Origin of the sequence: Pseudothermotoga sp., from assembly GCA_025060105.1 — a bacterium.
Classification (GTDB): Bacteria; Thermotogota; Thermotogae; order Thermotogales; family DSM-5069; genus Pseudothermotoga_A.
On record JANXCS010000006.1, the window covers coordinates 125,742 to 148,600 of the forward strand.

Here is a 22,859-nt window from a genome sequence, read left to right on the forward strand (position 1 = left end):
TCACACCACCTCACAGCAGGAACCTTGCGATGGCCGACAGAAAGACATCTAGCCAAGATTGTTCGTTGGGTTTCTGCCTGAAGACCAATTGCCCGTTCACCCATATCTGACAGTTGGCTATCTTTGATGAATCGACCGTATTGTTCGAGGCTATATCATCTGGTCTCACCGTTCCCCTGATGATCACTTCATTGAGCTGGTTACCCACCTTGAGCTGACGACTCCCTTCGATGACTAAATTTCCATTCTCGATGGCAACCACAACAGCAGACATAGTCATGACGACATTCGTGCTCGCTTTGGCGCTCCTATCAGTTGCCGTGTTGTTGTTTATGGGTATGAATTTGGACAGATCGAAATTAGTGATGTTCTTAACACTTCCCATGAACAGGTTCATCAAGGCTTTCTCTAAAGATTCATAACTGCTAGAAGTACTGAATTGGGGATTTTCTCGAACCACAATGGTGACTATATCGCCCACCCTGCTCGCCTTCCTATCTGAAATGATGTACTTGAACTGGTTGTTGTTGGAGTTGTTCCACAGCGATGTACCAAGGCAAATTGTGGTGAGTAGGATCATCAAAAATGATATCTTTGATATCTTTCTCATACTTTCAACCTCCAACGACGACCGTTAAATCTTCCTGAAGCAAACCGTTTATCATCACACCGCTCGAAACATTTCTGACAGAAATCTTTTCACCAATGTAAGCATCGTGCATAGCCCGCACCTGAGTCGTTACAAACACTGATCCAATTTGTACCTTCGCTGTGAGTAGTTGACCAGCTCTAACATCGGGAGGTTTCACTAGATATCTCGCATCTATGGGTTCACCCTGTCTGAACATCTTTCGAGCGATTTTTCCGATCACCTCTTCCTGTTTTGTGCAATACTCGACCTTCAAACTTAAAAGATTGACCTTTCCCAACGTCACATCCTTCTCACTGAACGTTTCTCCGGATCTTATGGTTCTGCTAGCGAGCAAGACATTTGAAAAGATGGCTAGTTCACATTGAGCGCGCAGATAACCACAGAAAGTTCTCTCACGAAAGGTTTTGAAGAGGAAACTGAACATGCTACCAAAACGCGCGTGGGAGATCAACTGGACTTCATCGAATGAACTTGGGGTGCTCCTGATTTCGAAAGAGACAATCGTCACATTTGGTCCAAAATTTTCTCTAGCGAACTTTTCTATCGCTTCAAAAACGACTTCATTCGCAAACAAAAAGAATGAAAAGCTGAATAGAATCAACACCACAAGGTTCTTCATGGGCTTCACCGATTTATTATTTCTATGTCAGCGTATGGCAATCCTTGAATACTTTTGAAGCATTCAAGTGGTTATAGAGAAGCAGCTCAGATTGAATCGATAGGTTCACATTTTTGAGGAGATCAAATGAGCTTTATTGGCAGTGATTTGGAACAAAGCGTAAAATTGAATCGCAACACTTATGATGGTAAAAAAGTTTAATTTGATGGTTTGAAAGCTATCGCAAAACTTGGGTTATTCTTTGATGATCGTTCCACAAAGAGTGGTTTTTTGTTACAAACATAACTCAAACTTGACTTCAAGGTTCCTCAGCTTGATTCCCTCACGATCAGTTCGACATCCAGCACGAGATGTTTGGTCTTTTTTCTTCTATTTCTCATCTTCTCAAGCAACATCTTGAAACCATTGAAACCCAAGCCAAACCTATCAATTCTAACAGTTGTGAGTGCCGGACAGTAGTAAGAAGCAAACGTCACATCATCGTATCCAACAACTGATACATCTTCAGGTACTCTCTTACCTAAGTCTCTGAGTGCTCTGATCGCCCCAAAAGCGAACATATCATTATAGCAGAAAACCGCATCGAAGTCTAAACCTTTATCGAATGCCTGCTTTATACCTTGATAACCACCTTCCATGTTGGGCCCATGTGTGATTACTATATAATCCTCGGGCAGAATTATACCAGCCTCGCGTAAAGCTTTCCGGTAACCTTCACATCTCATTTGAGCAGCAGAGTTCTTTGGAGCAGAGTTTATTAGTAAGATCTTCTTTCTACCTTTTTCTATAAGATGCTTTGTTGCAATATAACCCCCTTTTATTTCATCGCTGTGTATCTCATCTAAGTTCAAACCTTCCAAATGTCTTCCAACGATAACAATCGGAAAATTCATTTCTGAAAGTTTTCTTAGATCTTTTGTTCCATCTCCTGTTGGTGTGATCAGAATACCTTCAACTCTATGTTCCATGAGCGTATAGATCGCTTCTTTTTGCTTTTCTAGATTCGTTTGAGTGTTCATAAGAATTAAGCGATAGCCATATTTTCGTGCAGCAGCTTCTATGCCTTCCAACACCTCAGCGAAAAAAAGGTTTGTTGTATCCTCAAGTACAACACCTACGATCTTGGTTTTACTGTTTCTCAAAGCCGAAGCCGTCACATTTTTGATGTAACCCAATTCCTTCGCGGCTTTCAACACGCGTTCTCTGGTTTCTTTGCTTATGTCTGGTTTGTTGTTCAAGACTTTTGATACGGTATTAACAGATACCATCGCGCGCTCAGCGATATCTCTCATGGTCACATACTTTTTCATTGTTCATCACCTTATGGGTATTTTACAGTATAGATGCTATTAACGCTTCGGCCAAATCACATTCTTTTAAAGTTGTGAAGACCTCCCCACTTTCTTTTTTTGAATAGACAAGTGACCCAAACAAATACCCCCAGCCGAGCACTTTAGTTATAATGGAGCTTTCAAAATCAAAACTGTTATTCTTTGCTATCAAAACATATGGTGTGGTTAATTCTCCTAAACCCCACAATAGAGCTGCTAAATTGCGATTCCTTTTTACATTGAAAAGTGTCAGAGCACTTATCCAATCTCCATTGAAATCAAGAAATTCTTTGATTTTAGTACTTTCATGTATGCAAGTGAATTCCTCGTGTACAAATTCCTCATTGTTAACCCACACAATTGGTATGTCGGGTTGCATTGGAGTAAGAACACAGACGGGGTAAAAATTTCTATTCAACATCTCACCATTTTGGAATATTTCAATTAGTAAGTTCTGTGTGGTTTTTTCTAAAACAGTCGAGATCTCACCGATCTCTTTCACGCAGAATGGTTCAACATTTATTTCGGTTTCATAGAGCTTTCTAGTTTCCGTACGCAGAACCAAATTTGCTGTAAGTTTCCTTATAGAACCGTTTGCAATGAAGATTTTCGCTTTATATTCTTCGCCCTCCAAGAGCAAAGACCTATGATTAAGTAAAATTGGAATAATTTCGTGGTTTAAGAATCTCAAGTATGGATAGAACCACTTAGGCATCCTGTTGTAATCAAGTAATCCATTCGCTTCCCATGCTATGTCTGAAAGTTCAGTTATGACATAACCGGTTATATTTCGTTCTAACCTGATATGTTCTATCTGGAATTTCAATCCAAGCAGTTGATGTAATTGTGCTTGATAAGTGAAATCATCTAGATTGTAGATTTTTGACAACTTCTCAATAGCTGAACTAGGTGAAGAATCTTCAAATTTCGTTCCCATAACGAGGATCGGAAAATTCATCCACTTTCCTGTCCAAGTTTTAGGATCTGAGGTACCCCACACGCCGAACTCTGAAACCAGTTTTGGCAGCTTCTTATTCGGTGTTTCGAAGAATGTTTTATAATCACCATTTGCGAAATCTTTTATTCTTCTTTTCCAAGTTTCGTTATGATAAGGGAAAGAATTGTAGAAGTGGTAATCATCAATATCGGAAACGACGTGATAATTCCAAGGACAGGCTGAATTGTCAACATAGATGCGTGTGGGATCAAGTTGCTTGGCCTTTTCATACATTTTTTTGACCCATTCACGATCTTCTTGTGGTGAGTTTTCAGTTAAATCGAGTCCCCAACTTTCATTGATCAAACTGAGCATGATGAAAGATGGATGGTTTGAAAATCTTTTCAAGGTATTTTCCAAAAGTTTTTCAAGATAAGCTTTCCCCAAACTATCCAGTTTTCTTGCGTAGGGTAAATCAATCCAAACCATAATGCCAAGTTCATCAGCCAAATCGAGATAGATCTCATTCGGTATCTTGACATGACATCTAAGCAAATTAAGTCCCATTTCCTTGATTTTGAGAAATTCCGAAAGAACTCTCTCTCTGCTTGGAAGGATATAGTGTGTATCCGAGTAGAAATTTTGATCTAGTGCTCCAAATAGATAAATAGGTTCACCGTTGAGCAAAACCTTGTCACCAACCGTTTCTATATATCTCAAGCCGAATTTCGTTTGAAAAACATCTTGACCATCTTCGAGTGAACGAATGAGTAACGTATACAACTTTGGCGATTGCAAGTTCCACGGCTCTGGGTTTGGAATAGTTAAAAACAGATGGTTTTCCTTTGTTTCTCCTTTCAGGATCTCCTTTCCATTTGGATCGATCAAAGTGTAGCTGAGAGCATGATTTTTCCTGTCCGAGAAGGCAACTTTACATTCAACAGTTTTGAGATCTTTCTTGGGAAAAACTTGAACATGGTCTATGTGAACTTCTTCGACGATCCATAGTTCAACATCCTGAAGGATACCTGTAGCATTACCGTACCAGTCTTGTTTACCTGCAATCAGATTGGGGTTTGAACAAACGTCGAGATCTTTTACAATCAATCTTAAAAGATCGGTTCCGTCAAACCTGAGTTGGTCAGTTACATCGATCTTGAACGAATCATATCCACCTTCATGCTCAGTAACTCGCTTGTTGTTGATATAAATCGTTGCAGAGTGATCGATTCCATGAAAAACAAGAAAAATCCTCTTTCCCTGGAAGCCTCTAAGGTCGAGTTCTCTTTCGTAAATACCTGTCAAAGATATGGGGTTCGGGTAACTTTGAGTGCTTAATTCGATTTGATGCGGTAGATGCACCTTTCTCCATCTTTTTTCATCGATAGAAAAGTTCCAATTTTCGTTGATTTTCAATCTCATTCACCATCACCTCTCATCTTAAGCTGAGTATCACGCCTCGTGTGATGTATCTCTGCATAAAAAGGTATATAACGATCACTGGGAGAGAAGCGATCACGTTGGCTGCCATTATAGGACCATATCGTATATTTACATCAGAACCCGCTAAAGCCACTAGGCCAACAGGCAAAGTGTACATCTTTTCCGAAGTCATTATAATCAAAGGCCAGAAGAAGTCGTTCCAAATCCAGGTAAAATGGAGTACCGCTACTGTCACAATAGCAGGAATAGACATAGGTAAGATTACCTTCAGCATTATATCCAGCTCTCCAGCTCCATCTAAGCGTGCTGCTTCTTCATAGTCTAGTGGGATCGCCTTCATGAACTGGGAGAGTATAAAAACGGCCATCGATGAAGGTAATGCTGGGATTATGATACCAAATAAATTGTTGACTAGCCCCATTTTCCTAACAATTAAGTAGAGAGGTATCGCAATTGCTTGGTTGGGTATCATGAAACCTGTTAAAGATAGGATATACAACAGTTTCCTCCCTGGGAATTCCATTCGACTCAGTGCGTAAGCCGCAGGAATACAGACAAACAAAATGCCTAGAGTGGCTCCACTGGCGGACAATAAACTGTTTCTGAACCATGCACCGATTTTTGCTCTTTGTAGAACTATTTTGTAATTGTCTATAAACCAGATGCTGGGGATCCATTTTCCAGCGAGTATGTCCTTTTCAGTTTGAAAGGAAGCGAAGGTCATCCAGATCAATGGTACCAAGTATAGAAATCCGATTAGTACTGCGAAGATCGTCAAAACCCACCTTTTTAAAGTCATATTAAATCAACTCCTCTTTACCTGAAGCGATCATGAGACGAAGCTGCATGTATGCAAACACAAGCATAACCAAGAACAACACGAAAGCCATGGCTTGGGCATAACCCATTCTAAAGTATCGAAATCCTTGCTCATATATGTACTGCATCAAAGTTCTCGTTCTTCCTGCTGGTCCTCCGCCGGTCATAATGAAAACCTGTCCGAATATCTGTAGCGAGGCTATTATTTGTGTAACAATAACCAGGACGTGCACTCGTTTGAGTAAGGGAAAGGTAATGTAAAGCATTTTTTGAAGGCCGCTTGCCCCATCTAGATTCGCTGCTTCATAATAAGAAGTAGGTATCTGTTGAAGACCTGCAAGGTACAGCACTATGCAAAATCCTATGGTCCACCAAACAGTTGTTATAGAGACTGCCGGGGCAGCCCAAGTAGGATCGGCAAGCCAGTTTATGGGCTTTAAACCAAACAACTTCATTACTCTACCAATGAGCCCGAAATATGGGTTGTACATCATGCCCCAAGTCAAGCAGACAACGGAGATGGTTAGTGTGTAGGGTAGATAGAACGCGCTTCGGAGAAATCCTTTGAAACGCACTTTCGAGTTTATGAGGATAGCTATCAGAAAAGAAAGCGTAAAGATTGGTGGAACGATTAATATGACGAAATAAACTGTATGCCATAGAGAAGACCAGAAAACTTTATCAGAGAACATTCTTGTGAAATTTCCTAAGGCGATATATCTTGGTGTTCCGAATACATCCCACCTGTAGAAAACCATCCTCACTGAGTTTACAAAAGGAATCAACTTGAAAACCATTAAAAGGACTCCGAAGGGTATGAACAAGAGGTAGGCTAATAAAGCATGCCTTTTTCTTCTAAACCTTATCATTGATGGTCACCTCGCATAACGATCTTAAATAATGGAGGGGGAATGTTTCCCCCCTCCACATCTTCAGGATTTGCTTAGGTCAGGACACTCTCAGTCAATCACTTGTCTTACGAAATCAATGAGTTCTTTTGCGGCCGCATCCGGTGATTTCTGGCCAAGAATTACAGCTTCACCAATTTCCCACATTTTCTGCCTAATCTCCACCCAGCCACGAACACTCGGAGCTGGGACTAAAAATTCAGCTACCTGTGCGTAGTCTTTCCTCATTGGCAAACTCAAGAAAGCTTCAGATTTCAGAACACCTTTAAGAACAGGTAAATGTCCAGCTTTTGCCCACTCAGCAGTGCTTTTTGCAAACCATTCAATGAACTTCACCGAAGCTGCTATCTTTGTTGGGTCTTCCTTAGGTTTCTTTGGTATCACCCATGTGTGGCTGTCTGCCCATGTGAATGGTTTACTACCAGGTATTGCGGGTATACTCGTCACACCAAACTCAAAATCTTTGAGGGTAGGATAAACTGCCATTACCCAAACACCATTCAGATGGAATGGAGATTGATTGTTCTGAAAGAGCGATTCGGCCGTATCATAGGTCATAGTTTTCATGATCCCACTCTTGTAGAGATTACTTATAAACTCGTAAGTTTTTTTGACTTTGTCAAAATCTAACTTTAAACTTTTTGTTTTGGCATCATAAATTTGTCCACCAAGTTGTGTGTAATAAGCGATGAAAAGCCTTTCCCCCATCATTGCACCTATCTCGCTAGTGATTCCCACTTCAAGTCCAAGTTTCTCTTTGGCTTGTTTTGCATAATTCAACAGTTCATCCCAAGTTTTAGGAACGAGGACCTCACCTTTCGCATTAACCAAACCAGCTTGTCTCAGCAACTTCTTGTTGTAATAAAGTACCAAAGGATGTGTGTCAAACGGTATCGCGTAAAGTTTGCCGTCAAAGCGGGCTTTTTCAACTATTTCTGGTATGTAATCTTCTAGAACACTTTTGGATACATACTTATCGAGTGCCACCAAAGCGTCCCTTGAAGCGAAATCTGGGAGTACAGCTAGATGCATTACAGAAACGTCGGGTGGATCTCCTGCCGAGATCGCAGTAATCAACTTGTTGTAAAGTTGGCCCCATTCTACAATTTGCTCAACGACTTCGATATCTGGATTCTCCGCATTGAACTTTTTGATGAGCTCAGTGACGAGAAATCCCTCTCCTCCTCCGAAGAACGTCCAAACAGTTATCGTTGTTTTTGCTGTGACTAAGGTAAAGAAAGTAAGCAGAACTGTGACGATGAGCAACCTTCTCATACGAACACCTCCTCCAAATGAGATCATCTATTATAACGATAACATTAACGTTCACCTAAAAACAAGGAAAGAAAAACCTCGAAAAAGCAGGCTAAATAGAGAAAGGATAAATATTTATTGCAAATTTGACAAATTCACACCAAAATGGCGACATACGGTCACTAAAATGAGAAATTTGGGAAAAACCCAATAGGTTCAATTGTTCGTTGAGCTTTTCTCAATCCTTCGTTCGAGAAGCTTTACAAGTTCGAACAACGGTATGATCATCACAGCTGCAAGAACGCTTACCAAGAGTTGATGTCCTGCTAGCGTGGCTGTTCCAAACACATTTTGAAGGCCAGGAACGTATATCACAGCTAAAAGTAGTGCGAACGAAACAACACAAGCCAAGACCAAACGCGGATTGTTTTTCACGCCTACTTTGATCAGTGAGTGCCTCAGAGACTTCGAATTGAGAGCGTGGAACAGCTGACCAGTGCACAACGTGAAGAACACCATGGTCCTTAAAAGCCTTATTTCATCGTGTTCCATAAGTGCCCAACCGTAAACAAAGAGCGTCAAAACGGAGAGTAGCAATCCACCGATGAATATCTTTCTCAAAACCTCTCTGCTCATGATTCCTTCTTTCGGGTCTCTTGGGGGCCTTCTCATGACATCGGGTTCCGCTGGTTCAACACCTAGTGCGAGCGCAGGAAGACCGTCCGTGACCAAGTTCATCCATAGGATCTGGACAGGTATCAGAGGCAATGGCAAACGGAGTAAGATAGATATGAATATAGTTGCGACCTCGCTGATGTTGCAAGAAAGCAGATAATAGACGACTTTTCTTATGTTATCAAAGATCTTTCTTCCTTCTTCTATTGCAGCGACAATGCTGGCAAAGTTATCGTCAGTGAGGACCATATCGGAAGCATCCTTTGAAACGTCTGTTCCTGTTATACCCATGGCAACACCTATGTCTGCTCTCTTCAAAGCGGGAGCATCGTTCACACCATCTCCTGTCATGGCAACGATCTTACCTCTCTTTTTCAACGCTTCGACGATCTTCAGCTTGTCGCTCGGAGAAACCCTCGCGTAAACTTTTACATCTTCAACCACTTTCGCGAGTTCATCAGCATCCATTTCAATAAGCTCAACACCTGTCAGCACTTTTCCTTCCGAATCGAGTATTCCTATTTCTCTCGCTATAGTTTGGGCTGTGGCTCTGTGGTCGCCAGTGATCATGATGACCTTTATTCCCGCAGTTTTGCACTTTTCGAGAGCTTCTTTCACCTCAGGTCTCGGAGGATCTATCATGCCGATGAGACCGAGGAAGATCAGGTCTTGTTCGAGTTCTTTGTACTCGTTTTCCTCAACATTTTTGTAAGCTACCGCAAGAACGCGCAAGCCATCTTGAGCCATGCGTTGGTTTGCTTGAAGAATCTCTATTTTATCCTTCTCCGTCAAATCGTTTATCTCTCCAGAAATCGATACATACTTTGTGCATCTGGCAACAACGATGTCTGGAGCACCTTTTGTGTAAGAGACGAAAGAAGCATTTCTCTTGTGAACCGTTGTCATCATCTTTCTATCGGAATCGAATGGTATCTCGTACACTCTGGGCATCTCTTTTTCAAGTTCTTCTTTCTTCAATCCGAAATCCCATGCTGCAGCGGCTAGGGCGATTTCCGTTGGATCACCTGAAGTGACTTTAGTGTTGCCTTTAAAAGCTATGAAAGCATCGTTACAAAGAGTAGCCGAGATCAGAGCTTCTTTCAAAGCGTTTGGAATTTGGTCAGACGGTTCGTGCTGTAGCCATTGATTTGGATGCAAGTAATATTTCACCACCGTCATCTCGTTCTTGGTGAGTGTACCAGTTTTGTCAGAGCAAATCACGTTCACTGAGCCAAGCGCTTCCACTGCTTGCAATCTTCGTATGATCGCATGCCTCTTCACCATGTTGTACGTACCGAGCGCCAGCACGATTGTCACCACGGCAGGTAGGCCTTCGGGCACAGCAGCCACAGCCAAGCTCACCGATGTGAGAAACATTTCTAAGATCGGATTTCCTTCGATGATGCCAACGATGAAAACGATTGCACAAATGGCGAGTATGATCAAACCTATTTGTTTACCAAGCTTCTCCAAATTCTTCTGTAGTGGTGTTTGCTCTTCTTCAAGTTCTGTCAGCATCTTTGCGATCTTTCCTATCTCGGTTTCGTTACCTGTAGCGGTCACCACGGCCTTGCCACGTCCTCTGCTCACTATGGTGCCCGAATAAACCATGTTCGTTCTATCACCTATGGGTAGGTTCGGTTCATCTATAGGTTCAATCGATTTTTCAACAGGTTGAGATTCACCTGTGAGTGCTGCTTCACTCACGGAAAGGTTGACCGATTCTATTAACCTGCCATCGGCAGGAACATAGTTGCCTGCCTCGAGAATGACAACATCGCCTGGTACAATTTCTCGAGATGGTACAGTTTGAACAACTCCATCTCTCAAAACACGCGCAACTGGAGCAGCCATTTTTTTGAGAAGTTGAAGGGATTTTTCGGCTTTGGATTCTTGTATTGTGCTCAATGTAGCGTTCAGGAGAACTATGATCATGATGAGTATCGCGTCTACAGCTTCTCCAACGATGATAGATATACCAGCGGCGGCGAGCAGGATGATGATGAGAAAGTCTGTAAACTGTGAGAGAAACATTTGAAGGATTGTGCGTTTTTTCTTCTCTGCCAACTCGTTCGGCCCATACTGTTCAAGTCTTCTTTTTGCTTCTTCGCTTGAGAGACCTTTTTGCGGATCGACACCCAATTCTTGACACACTTGCCATGAACTTAATCTGTAGAATTCTTTCAACTTTCCATCACCCCACAGCTCTTCTCTTAAAATAAAGTTTATCTCTCATGAGTTGCAAAAATTTTGCAATAAGCTATCCAACAGCCGAAAAGTATTTGTGAAGGAATACAAAGCTATCCTCACCGGTTTCGCTGAGAAATTTGTAAACACTATATTCGATGTTAAAGGCAAATTGGGGGAATTCAGACAGTGTTTTTCCTAGGCTTATTTAACCATCTCCATCATTTTTGAGGATCAACGAACACCGACAAGTAAAATGTCTTGTCTGTTGCATACACATTGTTGAGATTTTCGATCAATTTGAACAGAGAACTCAAAGCATCGGTGTAAGCTTCTTTTGCGAGCTCAGCCGGTATGTCGCCGACGAAATATTCCCATAGGAAAGCGGCAGCTGAACCTGGTGTTCTGCAAACTCTATATGCTAGGTCTTCACCGAAGAACCACGAATACACCTCAACACCAGCTGACCAAGTAATTTGTCCTGCTAGTACATGTGGAAAGAATACCGCCACTATGGATATTCCTGTGTCCAATACGTCCGCAGCCATTTTCTCACCGTAAGCTTGCTTCATGATGGGATCATCAACGGTGATGAACTTGTAAGAATCGTAACCGAATTCTACCACTCCAACCGCTATGGCAATACCAACTTGTGCTTTTTTGGATGAGAGTACCGCCAGTTTGGTAGCTTTACCAGAGTAACCAAAAACATCCTTCGCGATGTTGACCAACTCGGGGGTAGTACTCACCGCAGTTGAGATCGTTTTGAGTGCAAAATAACTCGCCTGGATGTAATCTCCCTGTTTGAATGCGACCCAAGCTTGATTGCCATCGGTGATCATCGATGCGATACCAGTAGCAACTTCTAGGGAAGATTTCGCAACGCCAAATTTTTTGGATCTCGCCCAATGATCGTTCGGTAGTTTCTCAAGATCATCTACACGCTTGATTGACTTTACTGAGGTTTCAGTGAAGCTACAAACTTTCTTGCCAAGTTCGAGGCTTTTTAATGTGTATCTGGTCACATTTTGAACGAGATCGATCACTGTATATCGAGACTCTTGCTGATCGTTTTTTTGAACAATCCCGAGTTGTTGTGAATTGATTTTTATATTCGTCGCTGCAGTTGTTGGTTTGTTGAGAGCGAAGGACCAAGAGATCTCGCTGTTGAGATCTTCAAAACTTGCGAGCTCTTCACACAGTACTTTGCTGTTTCCAAGAGCGTCTTTCAAGAAGACAGTTTCTCGCACGAGGCCATTAACATCCCACTTCAGCATCAATGGTTTGTATGAAACAGATTTTCCTTCCCTTTCTATCCAGATCGGCGTCAGCTTCAGATACGCTGAGTTACCTTTCATTTTCTCCCTTGGAAGTCGTACAACAACTCTGAAAAGTCCAGGCCGTTCAATCATCGCCACTGCAATACCTTCATGGAACGGAATGTTGTCATCTCTGTTGAGATCACCAGAGGTGTAAAACGAAAAAAGAAAGCCAGCTATCTTGTATCGTGAATCATTTTCGTAGCTGAGGCTATCGTATGTGCTGTAATCAAAGAATTGAATCAGTATGTTCGTCTCATAACCTTGTGCGAATCTAACTGGGTACAGTAAGTATCGATAAAAACTACTTTGGGAAGGATAATACATCGCATCTTTGTTCTTCAAATGCACGATTCGAAAATCTGTGAGCCAATCGTAATAAAACCTGAATTCCATTGGGTGTAACATGTCTGAAGGAAAGATGCAACTGAATTCGGGTTTGTGATCTTGCTCCGATCCGTACGTATTTTGGTATCTACTGGTTTTATCCATCCTGTAGGTTATGAAATGCTCATCTTTGAAAAGTTCATCGATGATTTTTCGATACGTTTCTTCATTCATTTTGCTTTTCCGTGTTCCTTGTTCTTCATAACGTTCGATCAATTTTGAATGAAGATATTTTTCAACCCAGCCATCGAGTCCGAAGAAACACACCGCTTGTTCCAGGCGAATCATCCCTGGCTCTTGAAGTTCTTTCCAAATGGGTTCAGGTGGGTTCAACAAGACAGACAAATCTTCGTTATCTCGAGCTGCATCTGCGTCTGTATTTGTATTGTTGGGATCACTCCCAAACAAATTCTCAAGCCAATCTGTCACCCCGTCTCCGTCACTATCCTTTGGGAGAACGTTCACCATGAACTCTCTCTTCGTATCCTGAAGTTGGACAAAGAGTTTATGAAGACCTGGTTCTGAAGGGGTATGCCAGATGTATCCGACTTGTCCTGGTTTGGTTGGTACATACCAATCGTTTTTCTCTAAACGTCCAGAGCTGACGGAGAGTATCGCTTGCGCGGGTGAGTAAGAAATCTCTATTTGACTGTCTGTATAAATGAGTTCAGGTAGGTTCAATTCCACCTCGAGTTCCTCGACATTCACATGAAATTCTTTCTTCACTGAACCAACTTGAAGTGTCAGTGTGTAGACACCGGCTTTCGCAGGAGTGAACCAGTGAGAATCTTCAATGAATCCTGCGTTAGCTGAGATCTTGGCGAAACTCGGGACATATTCGATCTTCACCTTGGTACTTACATATGCTGGTTTTTCTATGCTGAGTGAAGCTTCAAGCCATCCTTTGTTAGTTTTTGGGATACGAGCGACCGTGATTGTGCCAGGCTGAGAAAGTTCCTTGAAAAGCAAAAACAAATCCTCAGCATCACACGCTCCAAAGTGAATAAACCCAACGCTGCTAGGTTCAATCGCATAGAAGGCCAACAGTTCTCCTTGAGATTTGCTGAGAGAAAAGACACACGGACCGTGTTCATAAGCGCCCTTCATGTATATTTCTTCACGATCATTCACAAGAACTTGGTGTATTGATAAATCTTTGGATAATTTACGGTCTAAAAGTTTATTCAGTGAAGTCGTATCGAAAATCATGAACGATTGATCTGTGTAACCCTGGCAGATCAGGATCAACCTTCCTGAGCCGTCCAGTTCGTGATGGAGGATTTGAACGTTCGAAAGCTTGTGTTCAGCAATCAAATCTCCGGACGCGTTGAACGTGAGCAGGATCAAATCAGTCATGAGACTATCGAACTCAGACGTCAATCCAACGACGAGAGAAGTATTTTTTCCAGAACTTTTCACGTGTTGAAAAAGAACTTTCCAGCGGGTTGATTCGAGTCCGAGATCTCTGGGTTCGTAGAACTTACACGTTCCAAGCTCCGTCAAGACTAAAAATCTGGTTGAACCTTGTTTCAGTTTAGGACTCTTAGCGAAGAGAATTGGAAATCCTTCAACAGTTATGTCTTGAAGATATAAATTTTCATCACGCAAGAATTTGATTTCTTCGTCGCCGAACTTTTTATCCTTCCATTGAATCTTTCCATCTTCAAGGCAGAAAAGTAAAGGTACCTCATTCTTTGCTTTTGGGTCGGCTTTTCCAAGATAAAGTATTTTGTCCCCGACTAGTGCAATGAAATTTCCTTCTGGATGGGTCAACTTTTCTTGTTTCAAATCAAAAACATAAAACTCTGCAGCACTCTTAAAAAGTAGCTGTGTTTTGTACATCTGAAAAGGATAAATAGTGCCAAACTTCGCTATCGCTCGTTGAAGGTCGGTGGAAAGGTCTTTTCCAGTGCGAAGATCGAGAACAACCAGACGAGGAGAGGAAACGGAACTTGAGGATTCTTCAACGAAGAGACAGAGCTTTTCGTCTACTATTCTTGCTTTCCATATATTCGTCAAAATCGATTTGTACTTTTTTTCCCACAGTAGTTTTTTATCAGTTTTGTTGTACACCTGAACCTTGTGAACTTCTTGATCTGTCAAAACAAGGACGACCACATTTTTATCGATTAAGAAGTCAGTGACACCATCGCCGTACGTTTTAAACTGGACAAAATTATTGAGCGTATTTTCTTGATATGAAAACACTGTGATCATCGAGGTCAAGCAAATCATTAAAAGATAGAGTTTTTTCACCAGCTATCCCCCCATGAGAGCAAGAGGAAGCAAAACTTTATTACAACGATCTTGCTCAAAATGAATTTATGACAGGATCGATTAGAATCCAATTAGAATTTTTCAGGGGAAATTTCTATCACGATGATCAGATAAAAGGTGAGAATGGAGGGTTGAACTGTGAAGAGACTTGGGATCGTTGGATTTGGTGCTGCAGCAATAGGTTTTCTGGAGGGCTTGATAGAAACGGGGAAAATTAACGATTACGAGATTACCGTATTCGAGAAGGGAAAAGATCACATGCACAACACAATTTCCGGTGTTCGTATGGACGGCAAAATCTTCATCAGTAGAGGCATGGGTGGTGAGCTGGATGTGCCGTTGGATATACAGTACAAGATCGTCGAGCTTTATTTAACCCACTCTGGTTACAAACCGACTTTGAGAGATAAGAGCAATTTCATCGAGTATCTCAAGTCGTTCGAGAGGAACGGAAGAAAGATAGAGTTCGGTGAATCTTTTTCCAGTGAAGAAGTTTATAAAAGATTCTACGATCACGGTTTCGAGCCAGTGAAAGCTTATTTCTTTCATCTCGGAACGGATGTGCTCAGAGAGACTAACAACAACTTGTTTGAATATTTCACTTTTTTCAAGAACATCCAATTTTTGTTCAACACGATTGTTGAAGATATTGAGCTTGGTCCAAAACACAAAGTTGTAGCAAACAAGGGTGAATTCACATTCGACGAGTTGGTCATCTCAGTTGGTCGAAGTGGGCACAAGTTGATGGATCGTATCAAGGAGAAGTATCCTCAACTTGTGAAAGAAAACTACTACGTTGATATAGGTATCAGATATGAACTCCCAAACCACGTGATGGAAGAGTTTTTCGACATGTACGAAGTGAAAGTTAGGTACAGAACGAGAACAGGTTATATGTGTAGACTCTTTTGCCAAAATCCTTCCGGCAAAGTAACTTTGGAGAAGTACGATGAATTCACAACAGTGAACGGTTATTCAGACACTTATCACAAAACTGATAACACTAATTTTGCTGTTTTGGTGACGACACGCTTTACAGAACCATTCAAAGATCCAACAGGTTACGGAAAAAACCTTGCCAAGCTTGCGAACATACTGGCTGGTGATAAAGAAAAAGTCATCCTGCAAACTTATGGAGATTTCAAAGAGTACAGAAGGACGAAGAGAATTGGGAGAGTATATCCCACGTTGAACGGAAACAGCTTCATTTTGGGAGATGCGAACCTTGTTTTTCCTTCCAAGATAAGGGAATCTTTAGTTGATTTCATCGACAATCTCGATCGAGTCATCAAAGGCGTAGCTTATTTCGATAATCTCCTCTACGCAGTAGAAGTGAAATTCTATTCAAACAAATTCTGTAACGACATCGTCGAGAATTTGCACGTTATAGGTGATTGTAGCGGTTGGACCAGGTCCATCCAGTACGCTACCGCCATGGGTTACATGAGAGCTATTCAAAGTTGAGTTACTCGCTTTTCTTCACTGTGAAAGTACCGGTCACGTTTGAACCAGGAATACTGTAATTGCCGGAGATCGTATTGCCTTGGATAGTTCCGTTGAAAACCACTGTGTAGGTCGTTGAATAATAATAAGACTCGATCTTCGCTGTGATTTTAACGCTGTTACCAGAAACGGTGCCTGTGAATTCACCTTCGTCCGATTCGTCGACATGAACGTCACCCTTTATATTGTTTCCAGATTGCTCGATGTAGAATTCCAATTTACCTTGCTGTCCTGTTATAGAATTTCTATAATTTCCAACGAAATAGCCACTGATGTTAACACTCCTCTGTGGTTGTGGTGTGGGGGCTGGTGCTGGTGAAGGGTTCGTCGGCGTCGAGCCTGAAGGTCTTTGCTGAACCTGCTGGGTCGGTTGGGTTTGTTGAGTGCGCTGTGGCAGAGAATAGCCCCAGTCTTTCAAAATTGTTGAAGGAAGTGATGGAAGTTCAGGAGACAAAACCCCAACTCTTTGAAGTTCAATGGGGTCTACGACAAAGAACTTTCCAAATTCAAGTTTTGAAAGGTTTCGAGCGCCTGCCTCCACCGCTTCATTGAAAGGTAAGCTCTTTCCAACAACCGGTCCCCCAATCCCAGTAGATTCTATCGGTAATATATCTCCCGAAGGTAGTTCAACTACGGGAAAGGCATGCCCAGGCACAACGACTATGTAGGTCTTCAAATCGACAGCTCTACAGACGGCAGCGAAAAGTATCGCAAGATCAATACAAGTTCCCGCTTTGTCTTTCAACACATCCCTCGGAAACTTTATGTCTTGCCCAGACGATGCGTATTCCACCAAGAAACCGGAGGGTGTTTGATAAGAAACCTTGTTGTGTATGAGAAGTTCGTACAGTGCTCTACAGAAAGTTTCTGCATCTGAATCTCTAGAAGCTGCTGCTACTCCTCCTGCGTGCTGACTGACCATACCAGCGAAAGCTTTCACTGGTTCGTCCAGGTGTGTCACAAAAGCCGCAATCAGTGGGACATTGGAGAAGTTGTCAGCCCAAGCCCCAGTTCTTTCCTCCTCGGGCACGTTTGAAAATTCGAACTGATTCACTCCAAGTATCTGGATTCTCTTGGTGATAGTATCAGAATAACTTTTACCTGATCTATCTTTGTAGGTGTACTTCACTTGCAAATCGATTGGTGTTTGCGATCTGAGCTGTGTGACGTTTGAAGAAATTATTGGATAGTACAAATCCACCACCGAACCGCTCGGTGGGACCACATCGTACACGTTCTCCGGTGACCAAGAAGTGTAGTCACCCAGCTTGTAAGATATCCTCAAGTCCACCACATCACCCTTGCCTTTGTTCGTGAAGATCGTTTTGGCTACCCAGTAGGCTCCGTTCGCCACGTCTGACATACCGTAAACTTTATAAAGTGCCGACATAATCCTAGGTTTCACTTTCACGTTGACTTCCGCACTAACGTTGCCGGAAAAGTTCTTTCTCTTTTGAACAAAAGAGAATATTCCAGTGGAAGAGTCATACTTGAAATCTGAACTATCTTTCGGAAGTTTTAACGTGAAAATAGTGAAGATTACTTCCTCAGAAGAGGCAGACTGAACGAGCACGAAAATAGCTTGAGTTTTACTATCGGTGTAGATCATTTCTGCATTCCGTCCAAGGAAGAACTCGCAACGTTGTCTTCTGTTGGCAACAGCACCGATCAATTTGGCACGGGCGGTTATAGAATTTTTTGCATCGTCGTAGCTGACAGTTGTGTCCCTCATTTCGAAAATGCTACTGAAAGTAGTCATGTTTCGGAGCAAAACATAAGGGTTGGGGTAAGCTGATTTCACCTGTATATAAAGAGCGCTCGTTGGGAACATCCATTTGAGATTCATGTCCATATCACCTTTTTCGTCGATTGTTCCCTCAGCGTAAATTTTAATCGTGTTGATCTTGGTCATCTGTATGGAGAAAACAGTTGTTAGCATCAATGCCAGTAAAATTACAAAAACAAACCTTTTCACAATCACACCTCCCGTAAGCAAATTGTTTGTGTTGTTTTAACTATTATATCATCTCCAACTTTTAAACCTTAACTTGTAGAATTCTGGTAGATCCTCAAATGGCGGGAAAAGTTTAGCGGTTTTACGCGTCACTTCACGTAGGTGTAAGCATCTTTCATTTTCACAAGAGAGCTTAGATGCTTAGAAACATACTGACCACAGTTACTACCGATGTTGTTTTCTTCAAGTTCACCCACACTGAGGATGACTTCAAATCCGTGTTCCACTAGACTTTTGACGAAGCTTGCGTGTGACTGAGGCATACCATTCGAAACGTCTACATCCGAAACAATGTTGTTTTTCACAGCGTTGTAGGTGGGATTCACTGGGGTTATCTTGATCAAAAACTTGTCGGGAGAGAAAAGTTGAATGATTCTGCTTGATTCGACAATAGCTTGGCGGCTAAGCGCAAAGTTGAGCGTGATTTTCCTGTCATCCTTTTCAACGAAATTTTCACCGAATTCTGCGATTTGTTCCAACGTCCATTTTCTCACAGGCATAAGTTCATCCCTTTGTCTTTCGTCTGTAGAGTGAATAGAAAACTGTAACTGAAACCTGCCTCTGTAATAACGATTTTTCACATTCAGTAATTCTTCGAAGAATCTATCGCACCCTGCTGGAGCGATCGTTGACACGGATGGTAAAAGATTGTCATACTTCGATAACTGCTCGAGTGCAATGAGCACCTCTTCATTCAAAGCAGGTTCACCAACCCTAGCGAACTGAACTTTGAACTTTTTTGTTCTGACTATCCCTTCCGGAAAGAATTTCAGTACAAGAAAATCTATCTGTTCAAGGATCTCATCGGCAGTGAGTTTTCCTTTATAGAAGCCTCCAGCATCGCACATCTTGCAACCTACTGGGCATCCGTTCATGGTGGATACTATCAAGACCCACTTTTCACTGCGTGAAAGCGGTGGTTGCAAAGATTGAACAAACTCAACGATATTGCCTCTGATCGTTTCACCCACATAAACACTCGCCAGATCAGTTTTTCCGTATTCAGCCAGAAGTTTCATTGCTCGTTCACCATCCTCATACACGCTTCGATAGCCTGACCGACTGCTATACTCATTTGACGAAACCCACCCGAAGCATCCCCAACGATGTACACATCATGTGTCTTCTCAGTCACGAAACCAACGTTCGGCATTCTACCGATGCATATCAAAAGAGCATCGAAGTGGTAAGAAGTCTTGTTGGTTTTGATTATTAAATTCTGCTGTTGTCCAACTTCAATTATAGGTTCTTTTTCATGGTAGACGATCGGAGAGTTCTTGGCAAGTTCAACGAGCCTAGGTAAGGCTCTGATCGTGCTGGATCTGTTGAAGATATGAACATTTTTTACGCCTTTTTCCGCAGCTTTCAAAGCACCGTCGAAAGCAGCATCACCCGCACCATATATCGCCAGAGAATCCATACTTTTTGGCAAGTGTTTGAACTCGTACACCACTTTTTCACAAACTTCAAACTCGGTGATTCTCTTGGGTAACGTTCCACTCGCTACCAAAATTTTGTCGTACTCTTGCTCGAAGCTTTTTGTACGTAGTTTCTTACCCTTCACCTCCAAAACTTCTTCGTGAACGATTTCGATGGAAAAGTATCTCAAATTCCTCTGCAGCAGCTCAACGATTTTCTCACCAGGGCAAGGATCGAAGAAAGGTATATTCTCAACCCTCCAAGCATTCGCGATCAAACCTCCAACTTGATCTTTCTCGAACAGATCTAGTTGTATTCCATACCTCTTCAAAAAAATTGCTGCGGCAACACCAGCTGGACCGGCCCCAACTATCGCAACGCGCACAGCACTTCCTCCGTACTCGCAATTATCGCAAAACCATGTGCCAAATTTTTCAGTGATGAGAAATGATACCAATCTTCACGTTCATAACAAGCATCGCACACGACCACAACGTCAAAATTCCTAACGAACGCACTCCTGGCAGTGGTCTCGACACACAAATGTGTCCGCACACCAGTTATGAAAACTTGGTTCACGCCGTAGCTTCTCAAAATATCTTCTAACCTCGTGTTGTAAAAAGCATCGTACGTGTCTTTCTCTATCTTTATTGCACCCTCCAAACTGAGGCAAGGTTCGGCCTCGTACGGTTCGAGGTCATCGTTCCACCACTCTTTCATTCTCTGACTGTTCGAAACGTGAATTGTGAAAACAATGGGTAAACTCTTTCGGCGGAAAGTTTCCATTAAAGCTTGCAAATTGGATAGAATCTTTTCGACACCCGGTAAGTATGCCCTACCAGAAGGATGACAGAAGTACTTTTGAATATCAACGATGATCAAAGCAGGTGAAAGAATTTTCAAAGGGTGTCTTTGTCTCTCTTTCCAGAAGAATTGACTCACCCCCTACTTTCTTCAATGATTTCTGAGTTACAACATCTTTCGGAACGATTTTAGAAAAGTTCTTTCCTTTCACTTATACTTGAGAACACCAAGTTGTGCAAAAGTATTCTCACTCTTGTTATCTCGTCTTCGTGTCTCTTTATGAACCCTTTATTGGTTAAAAATATAACGAACAAACCATCTTCACGACACCAAATTGTGGTTCCTGTGAAACCACTGTGCCCGAAGGCTTTCTCCGTCAAGACATCACCGCTACTTGTGTTACTCGATGGACACATCCAACCAAGATGCCTCTTGCCGTTGGATGCTTCCACAACCGTTTGCGTGAAGAGTCGTACCACCTGCCTTGGAACTATCTCACCTTTGAGCAAAGCACTCATAAATCTAAAGAGATCTTTCACGTTGGAAAACAGTCCAGCATTCCCGCTCACGCCCCCTAGATAATAAGCGAGTTCGTCATCTGGAAAACCGACGAGCCTTTTTCCCTCCCTCTCAGAAGTTGGGGCAATGTCTTGATTTTGACCTGGTGAAAATTTTGTGTTTTGCATACCTAACGGTTCGAAAATATCATAGACAAAATCATCGAAAGACCGCTGTGCTATTTTCTCAATTATTGCCATGAGTGTTATGAAATTCAAACAGGAATAGATGATCTTTTTTCCAGGTTCCTCGATCGGCTGTATTTTCAAAATTTCTCCCAGCAGTTCTTTTCCTTTCAAGTATTTCCAGAGTTCCGAGTAAGGTTGCATGCCTGAAGTGTGCGATAAGAGTTGTTTTATCGTGATATCTGATTTTGGTTTTTCTGTGTTTATAAACCTTCCAACTGTGTCATACAAGTGCAGATAGCCTTCAGAAAAGAGTTTCATCACAGCTGTCGTTGTGGCCACAACTTTTGTTAAACTGGCAAGATCATAAATCGTATCGATGCTGGTTCTTCTTTCAAAATCGAGTGTTCCGTAAGCTTTTTCATAGACGATTTCGTCTGGCCAGCCTATCAACAGCGTAGCTCCTGGGTAAATCTTGTTCAAATGTTCTTCCACGATTCTGTCGACGTTTCTGAACAACTTCTCACTCATTTCATTTCACCCCTTGTACAGAAAACAAGCAACCCTGTGATTCTCGCTTCCGTTCAATTGTGGTCTTTCCTTTTTGCAACGCTCGAACTTATAAAAACACCTCGTAGAAAAGGCGCACCCAATGGGAGGATTCACTGGACTTGGAGGTTCTCCAAAAAGTCTCAATTTTGAAAGTTTTCTTTGGTTTGGATCCCAGCTCGGGACGGCTGACATGAGCGCTCTTGTGTAAGGATGAACAGGATTTTCAAAAATCTCTGTGGCATCACCTTCTTCCACTACATTCCCTAAATACATCACGATCAGCTTGTTGCTCATATGATATACCAGATCGAGATTGTGGGAGATAAAAAGGTACGACATGTTGTATTCTTCTCTCAGTTCTTGAAGCAAATTCACTATTTGGCTTTGCACAGAAACGTCCAATGCCGATGTGGGTTCATCGCAAACGATCAGTTTTGGTTTCAAGGCTATAGCCCTAGCTATAGCAATTCGTTGCCTTTGACCACCTGAAAACTCGTGTGGATAACGCGATAGATGTTCTCTATGGAGACCCACCTTTGCTAGAAGTTCCACAACGTAATCTTCCATCTCTTTTCTAGATTCGAACACTCTGTGTGCCTCTAGAGGCTCTCTCACCACGTCTGCTATGGTCATCCTCGGATCAAGTGAATTGAAAGGATCTTGAAATATCATCTGAACCGTTCTTCGAAAGAGTTTTTCGATATTTTTCGAAGACCTTTTCGTCACATCCACACCTTGAAACTCCAATCTTCCAGAGGTTGGCTGAAGTATCCTCGCCACAATTCTCCCAAGTGTTGTCTTACCACAACCAGATTCGCCCACAACTCCTACAGTCTCGTTCTCATTTATGTCTAAGTTTATCTCCTCAAGCGCTCTGACCCAGCCTACGATCTGCAGAAAAACTCCGGCCCTAATGGGGAAATATTTTTTAACTTTTCTCAGCGAGATTATCATCACATATCACCTTCATAAAGCCAGCAACAGACGGTGTGACCATTCATTTGTATTTCTTTTGGTTCCTTTTCTCGACACACTTCCATCATCTTGGGACACCTGGGGTGGAATCTGCAACCACT

At 42.1% G+C, this 22,859-nt stretch carries 16 protein-coding genes; 1 reads left to right on the forward strand and 15 read right to left on the reverse strand.

Annotated elements, in window-relative coordinates; all coding sequences use genetic code 11:
• Positions 1–10: 10 nt before the first annotated feature.
• From NZ875_07090 to NZ875_07130, 9 genes are all read right to left on the reverse strand, one after another.
• Positions 11–610 (reverse strand): flagellar basal body L-ring protein FlgH, encoded by a 600-nt coding sequence (locus NZ875_07090; protein ID MCS7175503.1) that lies wholly within the window; start codon positions 608–610, stop codon positions 11–13.
• Positions 611–614: 4 nt separating this feature from the next.
• Positions 615–1,271, reverse strand: a complete 657-nt coding sequence (flgA, locus tag NZ875_07095; GenBank protein MCS7175504.1) for a flagellar basal body P-ring formation chaperone FlgA — start codon at positions 1,269–1,271, stop codon at positions 615–617.
• Positions 1,272–1,579: 308 nt separating this feature from the next.
• Positions 1,580–2,581: a LacI family transcriptional regulator gene (locus NZ875_07100; GenBank protein ID MCS7175505.1), complete on the reverse strand. Its 1,002-nt coding sequence runs from the start codon at positions 2,579–2,581 to the stop codon at positions 1,580–1,582.
• Positions 2,582–2,603: 22 nt separating this feature from the next.
• Positions 2,604–4,961 (reverse strand): glycoside hydrolase family 2, encoded by a 2,358-nt coding sequence (locus tag NZ875_07105; GenBank protein MCS7175506.1) that lies wholly within the window; start codon positions 4,959–4,961, stop codon positions 2,604–2,606.
• Positions 4,962–4,974: 13 nt separating this feature from the next.
• A complete protein-coding gene (locus NZ875_07110; protein MCS7175507.1) occupies positions 4,975–5,781 on the reverse strand; it encodes a carbohydrate ABC transporter permease in 807 nt (268 codons plus the stop codon).
• 1 nt (position 5,782) lies between these two features.
• Positions 5,783–6,670, reverse strand: coding sequence for a sugar ABC transporter permease (locus tag NZ875_07115; GenBank protein MCS7175508.1), 888 nt, complete (start codon positions 6,668–6,670; stop codon positions 5,783–5,785).
• Between the two features lie 90 nt (positions 6,671–6,760).
• The gene (locus tag NZ875_07120; GenBank protein MCS7175509.1) at positions 6,761–7,984 is read right to left on the reverse strand and encodes an ABC transporter substrate-binding protein; all 1,224 of its coding nucleotides are present in this window, start codon (positions 7,982–7,984) and stop codon (positions 6,761–6,763) included.
• 195 nt (positions 7,985–8,179) lie between these two features.
• Entirely contained in the window at positions 8,180–10,825 is a 2,646-nt protein-coding gene (locus NZ875_07125) for a calcium-transporting P-type ATPase, PMR1-type (protein MCS7175510.1), read from the reverse strand.
• Positions 10,826–11,046: 221 nt separating this feature from the next.
• Complete coding sequence (locus tag NZ875_07130) at positions 11,047–14,787, reverse strand: thrombospondin type 3 repeat-containing protein (GenBank protein ID MCS7175511.1); 3,741 nt, start codon at positions 14,785–14,787, stop codon at positions 11,047–11,049.
• A 159-nt stretch (positions 14,788–14,946) separates the two neighbouring features.
• Between NZ875_07130 and NZ875_07135 the strand changes: the two genes are divergently transcribed.
• On the forward strand, positions 14,947–16,272 hold the full coding sequence (locus NZ875_07135; protein MCS7175512.1) for an NAD(P)/FAD-dependent oxidoreductase: 1,326 nt from the start codon (positions 14,947–14,949) through the stop codon (positions 16,270–16,272).
• A gap of 1 nt (position 16,273) precedes the next feature.
• On the opposite strand, the gene NZ875_07140 is transcribed toward NZ875_07135, so the two are convergent.
• The 6 genes from NZ875_07140 to NZ875_07165 all read right to left on the reverse strand — a co-directional run bounded on the left by NZ875_07140 (position 16,274) and on the right by NZ875_07165 (position 22,737).
• Positions 16,274–18,286, reverse strand: coding sequence for a transglutaminase-like domain-containing protein (locus NZ875_07140; protein ID MCS7175513.1), 2,013 nt, complete (start codon positions 18,284–18,286; stop codon positions 16,274–16,276).
• 128 nt (positions 18,287–18,414) lie between these two features.
• On the reverse strand, positions 18,415–19,344 hold the full coding sequence (locus NZ875_07145) for a radical SAM protein (protein MCS7175514.1): 930 nt from the start codon (positions 19,342–19,344) through the stop codon (positions 18,415–18,417).
• Positions 19,341–20,129, reverse strand: coding sequence for an NAD(P)/FAD-dependent oxidoreductase (locus NZ875_07150; GenBank protein MCS7175515.1), 789 nt, complete (start codon positions 20,127–20,129; stop codon positions 19,341–19,343). Before NZ875_07150 ends, NZ875_07145 begins: the two co-directional genes overlap by 4 nt.
• A complete protein-coding gene (locus tag NZ875_07155) occupies positions 20,114–20,647 on the reverse strand; it encodes an isochorismatase family protein (protein ID MCS7175516.1) in 534 nt (177 codons plus the stop codon). The genes NZ875_07150 and NZ875_07155 overlap by 16 nt, the downstream gene beginning before the upstream one ends.
• Positions 20,648–20,736: 89 nt before the next feature.
• Positions 20,737–21,762 carry a beta-lactamase family protein gene (locus NZ875_07160; protein ID MCS7175517.1) on the reverse strand — a complete coding sequence of 342 codons (1,026 nt, stop codon included), beginning with the start codon at positions 21,760–21,762 and terminating at the stop codon, positions 20,737–20,739.
• A 6-nt stretch (positions 21,763–21,768) separates the two neighbouring features.
• Positions 21,769–22,737: an ATP-binding cassette domain-containing protein gene (locus NZ875_07165; protein ID MCS7175518.1), complete on the reverse strand. Its 969-nt coding sequence runs from the start codon at positions 22,735–22,737 to the stop codon at positions 21,769–21,771.
• Positions 22,738–22,859 lie beyond the last annotated feature (122 nt).